19 protein-coding genes and 1 riboswitch are annotated in these 16,720 nt (G+C 61.2%); of the genes, 5 read left to right on the forward strand and 14 right to left on the reverse strand.

The window, feature by feature from the left end:
• Position 1: 1 nt before the first annotated feature.
• From BCF11_RS08365 to BCF11_RS08425, 13 genes are all read right to left on the reverse strand, one after another.
• Positions 2-799, reverse strand: coding sequence for a type II secretion system protein N (locus BCF11_RS08365; RefSeq protein WP_098494330.1), 798 nt, complete (start codon positions 797-799; stop codon positions 2-4).
• Positions 800-850: 51 nt separating this feature from the next.
• Positions 851-1,393: a type II secretion system protein GspM gene (gene gspM / locus BCF11_RS08370; protein WP_098494331.1), complete on the reverse strand. Its 543-nt coding sequence runs from the start codon at positions 1,391-1,393 to the stop codon at positions 851-853.
• On the reverse strand, positions 1,390-2,676 hold the full coding sequence (gspL, locus tag BCF11_RS08375) for a type II secretion system protein GspL (protein WP_098494332.1): 1,287 nt from the start codon (positions 2,674-2,676) through the stop codon (positions 1,390-1,392). Before gspL ends, gspM begins: the two co-directional genes overlap by 4 nt.
• Before the next feature lie 14 nt (positions 2,677-2,690).
• Complete coding sequence (gene gspK / locus BCF11_RS08380; protein WP_098494333.1) at positions 2,691-3,692, reverse strand: type II secretion system minor pseudopilin GspK; 1,002 nt, start codon at positions 3,690-3,692, stop codon at positions 2,691-2,693.
• Complete coding sequence (locus BCF11_RS08385; protein WP_098494334.1) at positions 3,689-4,342, reverse strand: type II secretion system protein J; 654 nt, start codon at positions 4,340-4,342, stop codon at positions 3,689-3,691. The genes gspK and BCF11_RS08385 overlap by 4 nt, the downstream gene beginning before the upstream one ends.
• Positions 4,332-4,724, reverse strand: coding sequence for a type II secretion system minor pseudopilin GspI (gene gspI, locus BCF11_RS08390; protein WP_098494335.1), 393 nt, complete (start codon positions 4,722-4,724; stop codon positions 4,332-4,334). Before gspI ends, BCF11_RS08385 begins: the two co-directional genes overlap by 11 nt.
• A complete protein-coding gene (locus BCF11_RS08395; protein ID WP_233212418.1) occupies positions 4,725-5,222 on the reverse strand; it encodes a GspH/FimT family protein in 498 nt (165 codons plus the stop codon).
• Between the two features lie 2 nt (positions 5,223-5,224).
• Positions 5,225-5,641 (reverse strand): type II secretion system major pseudopilin GspG, encoded by a 417-nt coding sequence (gene gspG / locus BCF11_RS08400; RefSeq protein WP_304441860.1) that lies wholly within the window; start codon positions 5,639-5,641, stop codon positions 5,225-5,227.
• A gap of 271 nt (positions 5,642-5,912) precedes the next feature.
• On the reverse strand, positions 5,913-6,929 hold the full coding sequence (locus tag BCF11_RS08405; protein ID WP_098494337.1) for an NAD(P)H-dependent glycerol-3-phosphate dehydrogenase: 1,017 nt from the start codon (positions 6,927-6,929) through the stop codon (positions 5,913-5,915).
• Positions 6,930-6,990: 61 nt separating this feature from the next.
• On the reverse strand, positions 6,991-7,449 hold the full coding sequence (locus tag BCF11_RS08410; RefSeq protein WP_098494338.1) for an SH3 domain-containing protein: 459 nt from the start codon (positions 7,447-7,449) through the stop codon (positions 6,991-6,993).
• A 141-nt stretch (positions 7,450-7,590) separates the two neighbouring features.
• Positions 7,591-8,094 carry a protein-export chaperone SecB gene (gene secB, locus BCF11_RS08415; protein ID WP_038493558.1) on the reverse strand — a complete coding sequence of 168 codons (504 nt, stop codon included), beginning with the start codon at positions 8,092-8,094 and terminating at the stop codon, positions 7,591-7,593.
• 108 nt (positions 8,095-8,202) lie between these two features.
• The gene (grxC, locus tag BCF11_RS08420; protein WP_098494339.1) at positions 8,203-8,466 is read right to left on the reverse strand and encodes a glutaredoxin 3; all 264 of its coding nucleotides are present in this window, start codon (positions 8,464-8,466) and stop codon (positions 8,203-8,205) included.
• A gap of 46 nt (positions 8,467-8,512) precedes the next feature.
• A complete protein-coding gene (locus tag BCF11_RS08425) occupies positions 8,513-8,914 on the reverse strand; it encodes a rhodanese-like domain-containing protein (protein ID WP_098494340.1) in 402 nt (133 codons plus the stop codon).
• 164 nt (positions 8,915-9,078) lie between these two features.
• Here BCF11_RS08425 and gpmA point away from each other — a divergent pair, with 164 nt between their 5' ends.
• The 5 genes from gpmA to BCF11_RS08450 all read left to right on the forward strand — a co-directional run bounded on the left by gpmA (position 9,079) and on the right by BCF11_RS08450 (position 15,755).
• Positions 9,079-9,825 (forward strand): 2,3-diphosphoglycerate-dependent phosphoglycerate mutase, encoded by a 747-nt coding sequence (gpmA, locus tag BCF11_RS08430; RefSeq protein WP_098494341.1) that lies wholly within the window; start codon positions 9,079-9,081, stop codon positions 9,823-9,825.
• 89 nt (positions 9,826-9,914) lie between these two features.
• Positions 9,915-11,372, forward strand: coding sequence for a murein hydrolase activator EnvC (locus BCF11_RS08435; protein ID WP_098494342.1), 1,458 nt, complete (start codon positions 9,915-9,917; stop codon positions 11,370-11,372).
• 3 nt (positions 11,373-11,375) lie between these two features.
• Entirely contained in the window at positions 11,376-12,908 is a 1,533-nt protein-coding gene (locus tag BCF11_RS08440; protein ID WP_098494343.1) for a S41 family peptidase, read from the forward strand.
• Between the two features lie 102 nt (positions 12,909-13,010).
• On the forward strand, positions 13,011-13,766 hold the full coding sequence (locus BCF11_RS08445) for a molybdopterin-synthase adenylyltransferase MoeB (protein WP_098494344.1): 756 nt from the start codon (positions 13,011-13,013) through the stop codon (positions 13,764-13,766).
• A gap of 186 nt (positions 13,767-13,952) precedes the next feature.
• Positions 13,953-15,755 (forward strand): alkaline phosphatase, encoded by a 1,803-nt coding sequence (locus BCF11_RS08450; RefSeq protein ID WP_098494345.1) that lies wholly within the window; start codon positions 13,953-13,955, stop codon positions 15,753-15,755.
• Between the two features lie 60 nt (positions 15,756-15,815).
• On the opposite strand, the gene BCF11_RS08455 is transcribed toward BCF11_RS08450, so the two are convergent.
• The gene (locus tag BCF11_RS08455; protein ID WP_098494346.1) at positions 15,816-16,334 is read right to left on the reverse strand and encodes a 6,7-dimethyl-8-ribityllumazine synthase; all 519 of its coding nucleotides are present in this window, start codon (positions 16,332-16,334) and stop codon (positions 15,816-15,818) included.
• 157 nt (positions 16,335-16,491) lie between these two features.
• Positions 16,492-16,648: riboswitch (FMN riboswitch) on the reverse strand.
• Positions 16,649-16,720 lie beyond the last annotated feature (72 nt).

The raw sequence follows: 16,720 nt of genomic DNA on the forward strand, positions 1-16,720 counted from the left end.
TTCATGATTTAAACTCTAGTCCGATAACATTTCTGCCATTCATCTGGCGCCGTTGGCCGAGCAGGCTCAGTAAAGTAGCCAACTTTTCCTCTTGTCCCACCGCCGCTTCCGCGGTCCCCGAAAACTGAAAATGACCGTTTTGCAGTTTGCCGCTGCCATTCAACAACATCGCGCCGCTTAAAGTGCTCAGCGTCATGTCCGCCTGCGTACCCTGCCAGTCTAGCCGCATGCGATAGCTGCCCAGCGGCTTGACCGGCGACAAGCGCGACGCCATCGCCAGCAGGTCCAGCGTCATGACGCCGTGCAGGGCAATGCCGTCGGCGTTGCCTATCTTGGTCCGCGCCAGCGTCAGCTGCTGCCAGCCCAGCTGCATCTTGCCCGACGGCTGCAAGGTATTCAATGGCGCACCCAAGGCCGACAAACGCTCGGCCGGCAACAGCATGCTGGACGGACTGACGGTCCATTCGCTCCAGCTGCCGCGGATGCTGACCGCGCTAGCCAGCACTTGCGCATTCTCCAGCCTTGCATCGACCCGTCCCAGCAACACCAGCGGCGACAAATGCCAGGAAAAACGCCCCGGCAACAGCGCCGCCACCGCATCCTTGCCGCTAGGCGCGGCGCCGATAAAAGCCGAGCCTTGCCACAAGGATCCTTGCGCATCGCCCAAGGTGAGACGGCCGCCGGTGCGGCTCTCCAGCAACGGCGCCAGCCACGCCGCCGGCAAGAAAGCCAGTATCGTGATCAGTGCACTCAACCCTGCCGCCACCAGCCATATCAATGCTCTGCCTAGTCCGCGCATCGCTATCCTGCAATCCGGAACAACGATGCCGGCGACATCCCTTGCAGCACATTACTCATGTTTTTGCTGCAATAAAGTAACCGTGGCGTTGACGATGCCCGGCTGCGGCGTCGTCCCGCCCAGCGCCGTGACACTGGCATCCACTACCTGCCATTGCGAATTCTTCTGGACCTCGTCCAGCCAGTCCAGCAAGCCGGCAAAGGCCACCGCCGCCAACTGCACCTTGGCCATGTCGCCGTTCAGCGTCACGCTTTGCGGACTCAGTCCCTTGCTCTTCAATGCTGTTTCAACCGCCTCTTTGCTCAAGGGCGAAGCCGGCCGCTCCGCCATCTGGCCGGACAGCGATGCCGCCTTGGCCGTCAAGGCCTGCAATTCGGCCGCTTGCTGGCGCAGCGCCGGCAAGTCCTTTTGCAGGCGGCTACGGCCGCTCAGGGCCGGATCGAGCAACAGCAGATAAATGACGGCCAGCAGGATCACTGCCGCCGCAGCGCCGAGCAGACGGCGTTCGCGCTGGTTTCTTTGCGCCCAATAGGCGCCGGCCGGCAGCGAAATCTTGTGCCAGGCTTGCTGCAGGGGGTTGCGTGTAGACGTCACTTGCCGCTCCCGATTTGCCAGACCCCGGTAGCCGGTTTGCTGAGCGTTAATTTCATGCTGCTCAGTGCACTCTTGAGCTGCGCTTCGGCGCCGTCCGCGTCGCCGGGATTTTTCAGGCGCACCAGCAGATGGTGGTCACGATATTCCAGGCTGGCGATGGCGCCGTTGTCGGAACTCTGCGGCAAGCCTGCCCAGGCCGAGCCAAAGGCGGCTGCCAGGGCGATGAAGTCGTCCGCCGCCAGCTGGCCGCCGTCGCGCTGAGCCGCTGCGACTTTTTGCTTGGCCTGGGCGATCGGGTCGACGATCACGGTTTCTTTCGGGAAGGCGGCGCGGTAGTTTTGCAGCATGCCGCTGCGCAGGGCAGTAGCCTCGCGCCGCATGCGCAGCCAATCATAGTTGAGGCTGACGACATTCACCAGCAGCAGCGCCGCCGCCAGGCCCAGCGGCCAGCGCCAGCGGCGCCAGCTGAATTCGGTGCCGGCGGCGCTGGCGGTCAGGCCGCTCATCAGGTCGATGCCGCTGCGCGCCTGTTCCTGGGTGCCGGCCAGCCAGTGCGACCAGTCGTCGGCCAGCACTGTGACCTGCGCCGGCTCCAGTTCCTGGTAAGCCGCCAGGGAAGATTGCGGTACATATAAAGTAATCTGCTGCTGCGGCAGGATGGAAGTCAATCCCTCCAGTACTTCCTGCGCTACCGACTGTCCCGAAACCGGCGACAGCGACCAGCCCATGCCCTGTTCGCCTGACAGGCGCAAGGCGACATCGATGTCGCCGCCGTGATCGGTGATGGCGGCGACCGCCGTATCCGGCTCGCGCAGGGGCAGGCAAAGCTGGGCCGGCCACGCTTGCAGGTTATGCGCGCCCAGCGCCAGCAAGGTCTTGACCAGCAATTCCAGCCAGTCTCTTTGCACCACTGCAATCAGGCGCAGGTTATTGTCGGCGACACGGCCGGCACTGCCGACGCGCTTGCGGCCGGCGACGATCACGCAGTCGAAGGGATCGACCAGCAATTGTTCTTCCACCAGGTTCGGCAGCGCCATCTTCAGCTTGGCGTCGGACAGCGGCGGCACCTGCAATTGCAGCAGGTTGACGTCGGCCGCGGCCAGTATCAGCACCACCCGGCTCGCCGCGGCAATCTGCTCGGCCAGGCCGGACAGCTGTTCGGCGCCCTGGCGCTCGATGCGGCCGGCGTCCGACACCAGCGCGTAGCGGCAATCGGGCATGGCCACCGCCGCGGCGCTGTCCACAGTCGCCCTGGCGGGTAAGCGGAGAAGTAAGGTACTCAAAACGCATCTTCCATTTATTGTTCTCTAATCCACACGATATTGGTGCTAGCGCCGTTATCGGCACGGTTCAGCAAGGATACGGTATTCAGGGCGGCGCGACCCATGCGAATCTTGCCGTAGACCAAAAAATTTTTGCTGGAAACCTCGATATACGCGTTTGCCGGTACTGTTATGTTGAACAGGTTTGACAGCTGCGCCGCGAAATTGGCGATATCGGTAAATGGCGCCGTGCGCCGCATGGCCACCAGCGTATTGGCTTGCGCCAGCGACAAGTTAGGAAAACGGGAAGCCAGCACCTCGGCCGACGCTGTGTTCGCGTTGATCGGCGTGGGGCCACCGGTCCAGGGCAGCACTACTACATAATCCTGCAGCTGGCGCACGATATCCGGCGTGAATCCTGGCACCGACAGCAAATCGTCGACCTGCATCATCGGCAATGTCGAACTGGCAGTGGTAGCGGCGTTCCCCTGTTGCCCCGTCGGCGGCGTGGCTGGCGGGGTGGCCGACGGCGCGGCCGGCAACCCTTGCGCGATGGCCTGGGCGGCCGCCGTGGCCAGCGTGCCTGGCAGGCGCAGATAACTCAGCAGGCGTTTGAAAGCGGCCACCTCATCGGGGGAAGGCTTGCCGCCCACGCTCAGGTTATTCAGGTTGTAGCGCGATTGCGCATCGACGATATGGCCGGAAAGGATGGCGTCGCCGGCATCGCCAACTGCCTGTCCGTCTTCCACATATTGGTCGAGACGGGTGTCAGCCAGGGGCGCAGCCCACGGCTGGCTCAGGTCAGCGTAACGGAATTGTTTGCCGCTGGCGCGCAGGATCATGCTGGCCCAATCCAGCGCACCGCGCATGATCCAGTTTTTCTGCAGTTGCAAACGCTGGTTTTCGATGGAACGCACCTGCACTTGCTGTTGCCAGAACAGGCTGGCGACGATGGTAACTGCCAGGGTAGTCAACAGCAAGGCGGTTACTACCGCGACGCCGCGCTGGGCATACCGGCTCCGCGGCAAGCGTCTCATGAGGCCCCCAGCAGAAAAGTCTTGGCCATGGAGCCGCTACGGCCGCGTAGCTGCAGCGCCACTTGCAAGCCAGTCCATTTGTTGGCGTTGGTGTTGCTGTCCTGGCTACCGGCGCTGATGGCGGAAGACGGGCGCCAGCCTTGCTGGTCGCTGCCCCACACCTGCGTCTGCATGCTGGCGATATCGGATTGCAGCAACACCGCCTGGCTGTTGGCGCCGTCGCCGCTATCGTTGAGCGCGTTCTGCCACAAGGTATCGATCACGCTCGGATCCCGCGTCGCCACCGATTCCTGGCGCGTCAGGCGGCCGTCGCGCAGACGGTAATCCACCACCTGCAGACGGGTCGGCTGCTGGTCGGCGAACACCAGCCGCACCATCAACAAACGCCCCGGCTCCGCCGATAAATAGGGGCGCGTGGTCATCAGCATCTTGGGAGCGATTTGGGCGCAGTCGCTTTGCAGTTGGGCAAACGTCAATTGCATGCCGCGCGTCTGCTCCATTTCCGCCGTCAGCGAAATCCGCGAACGCACGATGCCGTCCAGGCCGCGCCAGCCGAGTATCGCCACCATCGCCAGGATGGTGACGGCGATGATCAGCTCCACCAGCGTAAAACCGCCGCTGCCGCTTTTCAGCTTTCTGCTAACGCGCATTCGGCACCACCTGCGACAGATTGACGATGCGCCGCTCGGAGTTGGCATCGGCGAACACCGATACTTCCACCCGCCGGAAATAGGGATTGGGCGTACCCAGCACGTGTTCCTGGCAATACAGCGGCAGATCGCCCTGCGGACAATCGAAGGAGCGGTTGCCGATTGCCGGCCATTCATGGCCGATGCGGATTTGCGTCAGCCGGTTTTCCGCCGACCAGGAAGCCATCATGGCGGCCCGCAAGCCGCTGCTGTTCTGCGTCAGGCTGCCGACCGCGCGCAAGCTGGCGCCCAGCGCGGTGCCGACAATGACCAACGCCACCAGCACTTCCAGCAAGGTGAAGCCTGCTTCATAACTGTGGGGAGGCATGCGCAAGTTAGGCATTTATTCAACCGCAAAATGACCGATGCCATCGGCGCGGATCAGGACCGTGCTGTCGCCGCTGCTCATGGTCAGGGTAAAAGGCTTGTCGACCGGCTCGCGGCCGAAGGTGATGCGCAGGGTATTTGGCGGCGCCGCCTCGGTCGGCGCCGGATCCATGGCCAGCAGCATGGGACTGCGCTTGAAATCGCGCTGGCGCAGCATGTCGTCCTGGGCCAGCGGCTGCCAGCCGGCTTCTTCACGCACCATGAAACGATAGCTGCTGGCGTCAGCTTCGAAAGCCGTCGGACGATTGCGCAGGATGGCTTCTTCCCGCGTCAGCTGCAGCAGCAAGGCAATCCGCTTGGCATCGTCCTGCATGACTTGGCGATCGCTGCGAAACGCGTTGAGCGATACCACGCCAAGCGTGATGCCCGCGATCACCACCACCACCAGCAGCTCCAGCAAGGTAAAGCCGCGCGCTGCACCCTGGCGCAGATTGCGATGCGCCATGAGGGACATTATTACAAGTCCCAAGAGCCGATGTCGGCGTCGTTACCTTCGCCACCCGGCTGGCCGTCGGCGCCATAGGAAAATATATCTACTTCGCCATGGATGCCGGGCGACAGGAATTGATACGGATTGCCCCAAGGGTCTTTTGGCAGCTTGTCGATATAGCCGCCGCTTTTCCAGCCATTGGCGGCAGGACCGCTGGTCGGCTTGACCACCAGCGCCTGCAAGCCTTGATCAGTGGTCGGATAACGCTGGTTGTCCAGTTTGTACAGCTTGAGCGCCTGCATCAGAGTGCCGATATCCTGGCGCGCAGCCTGGATCCGCGCATCATCGGTGCGGCCCATCAGTTTAGGCACGACCAAGGCCGCCAGAATCCCCATGATCACCACCACCACCATGATTTCAATCAGCGTGAATCCGCGTTGCATAAGGGCAGAGCGACGTCGAACAGCCGGGAACATTGTGCTATGCATTTCTTTCCTTATCAAAAAAACCACGACCATGTTTGGAAAGGGCGATTATATGCCGCAATCGTTGCCAACAAGCAGGAGAAATACACTTAATTATCTTCGGCGTATTTATCCAGGTTTTGTCATTGATTTGACACAAAGAAATGATATTACTTGATGCTGTGGCAAAGCGGCATGGAGACATTGCATCACTATGTAAATCGGCTTTGCCGGCCGGCTGGCAAGCGCCTTATGCGGCCTCTTCGCGAGGATTGCGCGATAGCAGGAGTTCCATCACGGAACGCAGGGAAGCGCCGTCGAACAGCACGCCGGCGACCGCATTGGTAATCGGCATGTCGACCCCGCGCTGCTGCGCCAGAGTACGCACTGCGGCGGCACAGCGCACGCCCTCGGCGACATGGCCGAGCTCGGTGACGATAGATGCCAGCTGCTTGCCCTGCGCCAGTCCCAGCCCGACCTTGCGGTTGCGCGACAGATCGCCGGTGCAAGTCAGGATCAGATCGCCGACGCCGGACAAACCCATGAAGGTTTCGCTGCGGCCGCCGAGGGCTACCCCGAGCCGGGTGATTTCCGCCAGGCCGCGGGTGATCAAGGCAGCCCGCGCATTCAAGCCGAGTCCCAGGCCATCGGCGACGCCGGTGGCAATCGCCAGGATGTTCTTTACCGCGCCGCCGACTTCAACCCCGATCAGGTCGTCGGTCGAATACACCCGGATGTTATCGCCATGCACCGCCGCCACCACCTGCTCGCACAAGCCCGCATGGACGCTGGCGACCGACAAGGCGCAAGGCAGGCCGCGCGCGACTTCTTGCGCAAACGACGGCCCCGACAGCGCCGCCGCCGGCATCGCGTCGCCCAGCACTTCGCGCACGATCTGGTGCGGCAGCAGGCTGGTGTTTTCTTCAAAGCCCTTGCACAGCCAGACGATATTCGGTATCGGATAGGCTTGCAGCTGCTGCGCCAGTTCCCGCAAACCGGCCACCGAGGATGCCACGATCAGCAAGCCTTCCGCCTGGGCGGCGGCCGCGTCGCCGGTGATGTGGGCGACGGCCTGCGAGAAATCGGACGAGAGGCGCAGATTGTCCGGCAAGGGGAAACCGGGCAGATAGACGCTGTTTTCGCGCTGGGCGGCGGCTGCCGCCATGGTGTCGGGATTCCGTCCCCACAGCGTCACGCTATGGCGCTGCGCCAGGGTGATCGCCAGCGCCGTGCCCCAGGCGCCGGCGCCGAGTACAGTTATATTCATGGATGGAATGGTGGGTTCAGAAGACACGGGCGGCTAGAAATGACAAAAATACGAGGAAAAATCAATCGCCCCAGACTTCGGCCGCCTTGACGTAGCCGCTCTGGCCGTCGCGATGGCGCACTTTGGCCCAGCCCGAGGCGACCGGATCGACCAGTTCCAGCAACACGCCCTTGTCGGCGCTGAACACGACTGCGGCGGCGTCGTCAGGATTGGCGCGGATCTTGGCATTGGCCACGGTCACCTGCAGGTTGCGCTTGGCGACCAGTCCCTTCGACTGCAGCCATGACAAATCGCCGCTGGCGTCGCGCACTTTGGTCCATTCGCCGTAGGTCAGCACCACTTCGACCGGCATGCCGCGCGGCGCAACAGCCACGCGCCGGCCCTTTTCCGAAGGTGCATCGTATAAAACCACGGGTGCTGCGCCAACCGCCTTGAAATCGAGGGCGTGGGCAGAACCGGCAACGCCGAGCGAGCTTCCCAGCAACAACGCGGCGGCAGCGGCTATGCGTGCAAAATTCATCTATTGGTCTCCAGATACGGCGAGGGTTGCCGCAAAATCACAGGAAAAAGCTGCGGGCGAGCGCCCTTCTCCTTGCCGCGATCATCCGCGGCCGGCGCCGGCGACCGGCACTGTGCCAGGCCGCCGCTGCGCCTTGCGAAATTAATTGATGGCTGTCGAGCCGTCAACCGCGATGCTGTCGCCGCTACCTTTTTGCGCTTGCTCGGCCAGTGCCTGCAGACGCTGTTGATAGAACACTTCGAAATTGATTTCGGCCAGGTGGATAGGCGGGAAACCGGCACGCGTGATGGCGTCCGCCAGATTGGCGCGCAGATACGGGTAGACGATGTTCGGGCAGCCGATGCCGAGCAATGGATCCAGTTGTTCGGTCGGGATGTTGCGCAGTTCAAAAATACCGGCTTGCTTGCCTTCGACCAGGAACGCGACCTTGTCTTTCACTTTAGCGGTGACGGTCACCGTCACGGTCGACTCGAAAATGCCTTCGGCCAGCGCTTCAGCGCCCACATCCACTGCCACTTCGATCTGCGGAGCCTCTTGCTCAAGGAAAATGGCCGGCGAATTCGGTTGCTCCAGCGACAAATCTTTCAGGTAGACGCGTTGAATCTGGAACACTGGTGCTTCAACTTGTTGGTTCTCTTCAGCCATGACACTCTTTCAGTTAATTTAAATTAGCCAGACGGCAATGCCTGCGACCTGGCCGGTTTTCAATGCAGTTTGCAACAATACCTGATTCCCTGGAGAAATTGCCGAAAATCAGGCGCTTTGCAGCAGGGGCTCCAGCTTGCCATCGCGATCGAGCGCATGCAAGTCGTCAAAGCCGCCGACATGGGTCGCGCCGATATAAATTTGCGGCACGGTGCGGCGGCCGGTCTTTTGCATCATGGTCTCGCGCTGCGAGGGATCGAGGTCGATCCTGATCTTTTCGATATTTTCCACGCCTTTTGCCTTCAGCAACTGCTCGGCGCGGATGCAGTATGGGCATACCGCTGTGCTATACATTACAACATGTGCTGTCATGACTACTCTTCCTTGTTCAACCCCAACGCCAGCCAGCTGGCGGCACTTATTTAACGGTAGGCAGGCCCTGGGTCTGCCAGGCGGCGATGCCGCCTTCCAGGTTATAGGCCTGGGCAAAGCCGGCCTGGGTCAATTGCGCTACCGCCTTGGTGGCCTGGCTGCCGCTCTGGCACACCACCAACACATTCTTTGCTTTAAACTTGTCCAGTTCAGCCATGCGTTGCGGCAGATCTTTCAAGGGGATGTTCTTGGCGTCGATCAGGTGAGCAGCGGCAAATGCATCGCTGTCACGCACATCCAGCACCAGCGTCTTGCCCTGGTTGATCAGCTGGGTGGCCTGTAAAGTCGACACCCGGTTACCGCGCTTTTGCAACAAAGGCAGCAACAGTGCGCCACCCGACAATATTGCTACTGCAATCAGAAAAATGTTATCAATCAAGAATTTCACGGCGATCCAATGGTATTAGTTAATCCCGCCATTATAAAATAGAAGCTGTAGCGCCATTCAATTCGTATCAGCTCAGCTCGAAAAACCTTTGAGCGCCGCAGCTGGATTCCGATGGCGAGCAAGCAATTTCCTACTTACCTATCTAACTTAGTTAGCAAACTATTATGTACAAAATCGTATTGATGCGCCACGGCGAATCCACCTGGAACCTGGCTAACCGCTTCACCGGCTGGGTCGACGTCGACCTCACCGACAAGGGCGTGGCGGAAGCCAGGCAGGCTGGCCAGCTGCTGCTGCAAGCCGGTTTCACCTTCGACCTGGCGTATACCTCGGTGCTGAAACGCGCGATCCGCACCTTGTGGGGCACGCTCGACGAGATGGATCTGATGTGGCTGCCGGTGAAGCATCACTGGCGCCTGAACGAGCGCCACTACGGCGCCCTGCAAGGCTTGAACAAGGCGGAAACCGCGGCCAAGTACGGCGACGAGCAGGTCATGGTATGGCGCCGCAGCTATGACACGCCGCCAATGCCGCTGGACCCGAACGATCCGCGCACTTCCTACGCCGACCCGCGCTACGCCGGCCTGAAACGCGAGGAAATCCCGCTGACCGAATGCCTGAAAGACACCGTGGCGCGTGTTTTGCCGTTCTGGAACGATGAAATCGCGCCGTCCATCCGCAGCGGCAAGCGCATCATCATTTCTGCGCACGGCAATAGCCTGCGCGCCCTGATCAAGATGCTGGACGGCATCAGCGACGAGGATATCGTCGGCCTCAACATTCCTAACGGCCAGCCGCTGGTCTATGAGCTGGACGCGGACCTGAAGCCGATCAAGAGCTACTACCTGGGCGACCAGGAGGCGATAACAGCGGCGATGAACGCCGTCGCCAGCCAGGGGAAAGCGAAATAAATATCTCGCTGGGACAGCTCCTGACACCTCTCAGCAAGCGCAACAGCAACCACGCCAGAAGCCGCCAGCCGGCGCTCCTGGCGTGGCCTTTGGCGCTGCTGCTGGCAGCCACGCTGGCGGCAGCCCAACCGGTGGTTGTCAACGCCGCCCCCGCTAAAATCACCGAACGCAGCAAGCAAAAACAGGCGGCGGAAGCGCAGCGCGCCGACTTGCGGCAAAAGCTGGACAGCCTCAAACGCGACATCAGCCAGACCGAAACCGAAAAAGACGACGCCAGCGACGCCTTGGCCAACTCCGAGGAAGCTGTTTCCAAGGCCACCCGCTCCCTGCGCGACCTGAGCGCGGAGCAGCAGCAGACCGAGGCCAAGGTCGCCAGGCTGGCCAAGCAGCACGACGAACTCAGCAAGACCGTGACCCGGCAGCAAACCCAACTGGCCAACCTGCTGCGCCAGCAGTACGTGGCAGGCAACGAGGACCGCATCAAGCTGCTGCTGTCAGGCGACAATCCGAACCGCATCAATCGCGACCTGCAATACATGGGCTATGTCTCGCAGGCGCAGGCCAAGCTGCTGGAAGCACTGCGCGCCAACCTCGCTGCAGTAGAGGCCAACCAGACCGAAGCCCAGAACGCCAAGGACGACCTGGACGAGATCGCCCAGGAACAGCGCGACCAGAAAAAGCTGCTGGAACAGGAAAAAGCCAAGCGGGCGACGCTGCTGACCCAGCTTTCCAGCAAACTCAACAGCCAGCGCAAGGAAGCCGGCAATATCCAGCGCGACGACCAGCGCCTGTCCGGCCTGGTGGACAAGCTGGCGCAGCTGATCGAGGCGCAGAAGCAGGCGGAAGCCGCCGCCCGCGAAAAGCAGCGCCTGCAACAGCTGGCCCAGGCAAAAGCCAAGGCCGAAGCGCTGGCGCAAGCCCAGGCGGCGCGCGAGCGCCAGCGCCTGGCGGAGCAGCAACGCGCCGCGCAGGCCGGAAAGCCGCCGGCAACAGACAATACGGTTAAACCCAAGTCGGTCAATCCGGACGCCATCGACGACGATCAGCCGCCCGCCGTGGCGGTCACGCCGCCGACGCCGGCTCCTGTGCCGCCGCTGGCGCGCAACGAACTGACGCCAGAGCCCGAGGTCAAGGATGTCTCTTATGGCAAGCCGTTTGAATCCCTGCGCGGCCAGCTGCGGCTGCCGGTACGAGGCGACGTCATGGCGCGCTTCGGCAGCAAGCGCGGTGACGGCCCGAGCTGGAAAGGACTGTTCATCCGTACCCCGGAAGGCACCGAAGTCAAGGCGGTCGCCTCTGGCCGCGTGGTGTTTGCCGACTGGCTGCGCGGCTTCGGCAATCTGATCATTGTCGACCACGGCAACCAGTACATGACTATTTACGGTAATAATCAGGCATTATTGAAGCGCCCCGGCGATGCGGTCAAAGCCGGCGACGTGATTGCCAACGCCGGCAACAGCGGCGGTAATGAACAATCAGGTTTATACTTTGAAATTCGGCATCAAGGCCGTGCGTTTGACCCACTCGGATGGGTAACTACTAGGTGAAACATGGGCAGTAAGCTTAAAAATATCGGTCTAATCAGTTTAGGCGTCATCGCGGGCATCGGCGCATCTATCCAGTTCGACGCCATTGCGCAGAAGAGTGCCGCCGCGCCGTTGCCGCTGGAAGAATTGCGGCAGCTGGCCGATGTGTTCGGACTGATCAAGTCCGACTATGTGGAACCGGCGGACGACAAAAAGCTGCTGACCGAAGCCATTTCCGGCATGGTGGCTTCGCTCGACCCGCACTCGGCCTATCTGGACAAGAAAGCCTATAAAGAGTTGCGCGAGAGCACGCAAGGCAAATTCGTCGGGCTCGGCATCGAAGTCGGCATGGAAGAAGGCTACATCAAAGTGGTCTCGCCGATCGAGGATTCGCCGGCCTACCGCGCCGGCATCAAGGCGGGCGATCTGATCACCCGTCTGGACGCCACCCCGGTCAAGGGCCTGACCCTGGAACAGGCCGTCAAGCGCATGCGCGGCGAACCGAACACCAAGATCACCCTGACCATTTCGCGCAAGGATGAAGACAAGCCTCTGATCTTCAGCATCACGCGCCAGGAAATCCGCGTCCAGAGCGTCAAGTCGAAAGTGGTTGAACCGGGTTATGCATGGCTGCGCATCACCCAGTTCCAGGAACCGACGGTGGACGACATGGCCAAGAAAATTGCCGCCATCTATGCCCAGGAGCCGAACCTGAAGGGACTGGTGCTGGACCTGCGCAACGATCCGGGCGGCGTGCTGCCAGGCGCGATAGGCGTTTCCGCCGCCTTCCTGCCCAAGGATTCGGTGGTGGTGACCACCAACGGCCAGCTGTCGAGCTCCAAGGCTTCCTTCTACGCCAAGCGCGAATACTATGCCAACCCGGGCAACGACCCGCTGGCGCGCCTGCCTGACGCCTTGAAAAAGGTGCCGATGGTGGTGCTGGTGAATACCGGCTCCGCCTCTGCATCGGAAATCGTCGCCGGCGCCCTGCAAGACTACAAGCGCGCCACCATCATGGGCACCCAGACCTTCGGCAAGGGTTCGGTGCAATCGGTGATCGCCCTGCCGCCGGACCGCAACACCGCGGTCAAGCTGACTACCGCGCGCTACTACACGCCTAACGGCCGTTCGATCCAGGCCAAGGGCATCGTGCCGGACGTCATGGTGGATGAATATGCCGACGGCGACGGCCTGAACGGACTGCGCCTGCGCGAAGCCGACCTCACCAAGCATCTGAGCAACGACACCGACAAGGGTCCTGAGATCAAGGCGAAGGTGGATGAACTGGAAGAAGCGCAACGGATCGCCGCTGCCGAGAAAAAGCGCAAGCCATTGGAATACGGCGGCAAGGATGACTTCCAGCTGGCGCAGGCGCTCAACCAGCTGAAAGGCTTGCCGGTGCAGATATCCAAGGTCAAGCCGGAAGTGCGCTCGGAAAGCGACAAGGACGACAAGACATCGAAAGATGACAAGGCGGATCCGGCCGCCGGCGCCATCATCCATAAAGATGAACCGAGCAACGATAAGACAGACGGCAAGAAGGGCGATAAAAAATAATCGCTTTTCACGCTACACTAAGGCCGCAGCGATGCGGCCTTTTTTTATGGATGCGGCGCTTGGCCGATACGGCAGCACAACTTACCTATTTGACAGTTTTTTATGAACGACCAGCAATTACTCCGCTATTCGCGCCACATCCTGCTGGACGATATCGATATCGCCGGCCAAGAAAAATTCCTGGCGGCGCATGCGCTCATCGTCGGCGCCGGCGGTCTCGGCTCGCCGGTGGCGATGTATCTGGCGTCGGCCGGCGTCGGCCGCATTACGCTGGTGGATAACGATACGGTCGACCTGACCAACCTGCAGCGGCAGATCCTGCATACCAGCGACCGCGTCGGCCAGGCCAAGGTCAGCTCCGGCAAGACCGCCATGGCGCAGATCAATCCGGAAATCGACATCATCGCCCTGCCTGAGCGCGCGGACCAGGCGCGCCTACAGCAGTTGATAAGCGATGCCGATGTGGTGATCGACTGCAGCGACAACTTCGCCACCCGGCAAGCCATCAACCGTGCCTGCGTCGCTTTGAAAGTACCGCTGGTGTCGGGCGCGGCGATCCAGTTCGACGGCCAGATCAGCGTCTTCGATGCGCGCTCCGAGACATCGCCCTGCTACGCCTGCCTGTTTCCGCCGGACCGCGAATTTGAAGAAGTCGCCTGCTCCACCATGGGGGTGTTTGCACCGCTGGTCGGCATCGTCGGCAGCATGCAGGCAGCCGAAGCGCTCAAGCTGATCGCCGGCATCGGCACCTCCCTGGCGGGTGTCCTGCTGATGCTTGATGCGCGCAGCATGGAATGGACCCGCATCGGCGTCGCCCGCGATGCCGGCTGCCCGGTTTGCGGCGCGCAACATCCCTGAGCACGCATTGCGCGGAACTGCCCGCGAATCGGCGTTTATGCAATCGCTAAGTTGATGATTAGTAATAATCCTCAGATTGCCGGTTTTTTCTTCCTGCAATTCATCCGCTGCTTTAAATTACGTCTTGTTATCGTGTCATCAAATGCCGCGATAAACATCACATAACTATAAGCAGGAGATAAAGCAATGAAGCGCAGACAGTTTTTGAAAGGCTCGGCATTTTTCACGGTAGTAGCTGCAACATCGGGAATACTCAGCGCTTGCGGCGGCAGCGCTGATATCGGCGGCGGCAGTCCGGGAATGTTTGCCTTTCCGCAGGGGATTGCCTCCGGCGATCCGAAGGATACCAGCGTCGTATTCTGGGGGCGGGTGGTGCGCAACAACAGCGTCATTGCCGACGCCGTCAATGTCCGCCTGGATGTCTCCACCAGGCAGGATTTCTCGACCTTCGCGGCGCAAGTCAACCTGAGCGCCAGCGCCGACTACGATTTCACGGTACGCGCCAAGGTCACGCAGCTCACTCCCGACACCGTCTATTACTACCGGTTTGCCGCCGGCAGCGACGTCAGCGTCACCGCCCAGACCAAGACCGCGCCGCTCGCCAGCAGCAGCAGCCAGGTGCGCTTTGCCTGGTTCACCTGCCAGGACTGGTCGGTCAACCACTGGCAGGCAATGTCCTTGCTGGCGCAGGAAAGCCTGGATTTCGTGGTGCACGTCGGCGACTACATCTATGAAACCGTGGGCGCCTCGTTCCAGACCGGCGGCGCAGAACCGGCGCACGGCACGATCAAGCTGCCAGACGGCCTGGCGCATCCGGGCGGCGGCATCTACGCCAATACGCTCAACGACTACCGCACCCTGTACCGCACCTACAAGACCGATGCGCGCCTGCAGAGCATTCATCATAAATTCCCGGTCATCGCGATCTGGGACGATCACGAATTTTCCGACGATTGCTGGCAAGACCATCAGGTCTACACCAATGAAAACAAGCAGCAGACCGCGCGCCGCCGCAGCGCCACCCAGGCCTGGGCGGAATATACGCCTATCGATTTCGGCGACCTCTCCTTCGACCTCAACAACAGCAGCTACCAGAACATCCGCATCTATCGCGATTTCCGCTTCGGCAAGCTGGTGCACCTGGTGATGACCGACGAGCGCCTGTACCGCGACGATCACATCGTCAGCGAGCAATCGGTGGCGCAGCAGCTGGGCCATGACCCAGTCAACGGCGACGACTCGATAGGTTCGCGCTACTTTGTGCCGCAGCCGCTCTTGCTGCAGATGGAAGCGCAGGAAAGCGCCAAGCTGGGACGGGCGCCGTCGATACTCGGCCCGACGCAAACGCAATGGTGGAAAGACACCCTGAAAAATTCGGATGCGACCTGGAAGGTATGGGGCAATGAAATCATGCTGAACCGCATGTGGGCCGACCTGACGCCGCCGGCGCTGGGCATTCCACCGCCTTACAACCAGCTGTACGTGATCAATTGCGATTCATGGGACGGCTTCCCCAGCCACAAGGCGGAACTGCTGTCTTACCTGCATACGCAAAACATCCAGAACGTGGTGGCCATCACCGGCGACCTGCACGCCTTCCAGTGCGGCGTAGTGCGCGCCAATCCCGGCGATCTGAACAGTCCGCCGGTGCTGGTGGATTTTCTGACGGCTGGCATCAGCAGCCAGTCCTTCTACAACTACATCAAGTCCGGCGCCGCCGTGGTCAATCCCCTGCTCGGCGCACTGGTGCAGACGCCCCAGGTTTTCGACAGCCTGCTGAAACACTTCAATCCCGACTTTGCCTATGTCGACCACGATGCCCAGGGTTACGCCACGGCCACCATCACCAGCGACAGCATGGTAGTGGTGTTCAACAAGGTCAAGCCGCTGGCAAGCGACGGCAGCGCGCCGGCGCAACCCTTGCTGAAGCGCACCCGCATGACGCTGGCCAAGGGCTCCACCACGCCGCTGATCGAAGACAACATTTGATCGGGTATTGATGGGCGCTGTCGCCGGCCGAGACAACGGCAGGCGACAGCGGGTCCGACTTTAAGCGCTATGCAAGGCACGTACCGCGCCGGAGGCCTGCATGGCCTTCAGCGTGCGCAGCTTCTGGATGGTGTCGACGCAGGCGCGCGCCGCTTCTGCCCCCTTCACCAGGAAATGCTCGAAGAAATACTTGTGATGTTCTTCGCCGCCGTGGAAATGGTGCGGCGTCAGCACTGCCGACAACACCGGCACGCCGGTTTCCAGCTGTACCTGCATCAGCCCGTCGATCACCGCGTGGGCGACGAATTCATGGCGGTAGATGCCGCCGTCCACCACCAGCGCGGTGGCCACGACTGCCGCGTAGCGGCCGCTATTGGCCAGCAGCTTGGCATGCAAGGGAATTTCAAAGGCGCCGGCGACTTCGAAGAAATCGATGTCTTGCTCGCTGTAGCCGGCTTTGGCGATTTCCGCAACGAAGGCGATGCGGCATTGATCGACAATCTCGCGGTGCCAGCCGGCCTGGATGAAAGCGATGCGTTCGTTGGCTGTGCCGGGGGTTTTGCTGTGTTGCTGTTGCATCTGAAGACTCCTGTTTAAGTGATAAAAACAGGGCGCGTTGGATCGAAAGGAAGCACGCATTTGCCAGCTGCGATAAACGTCATGCCGATGGCAATAGCGCTGCCGTCGCCGAGGCGACACGCAGCAAGACCCTTATCAATGCTGACAGTACGGTGCAACCTGTTCTCTCTTTATCCGGACTATACCGTCGGCCCCGGAATCCAACCGGGTCTGCTGACCTTGTCGCCACGGCTGTGGCAACAAGCGCTCGCGGGCTATGCGCATTGCGCGCAATTACCGCCGGTGGGGAATCGCACCCCGCCCTGAGAACGTCTCGGTCAATCGCTTAACCGAGCCGAGAATTTATCACATAATTTGCGGCGTTGCACAAGCCGCCCCGATCCGGC

The organism is Collimonas sp. PA-H2, from assembly GCF_002564105.1.
Lineage (GTDB): Bacteria > Pseudomonadota > Gammaproteobacteria > Burkholderiales > Burkholderiaceae_D > Collimonas.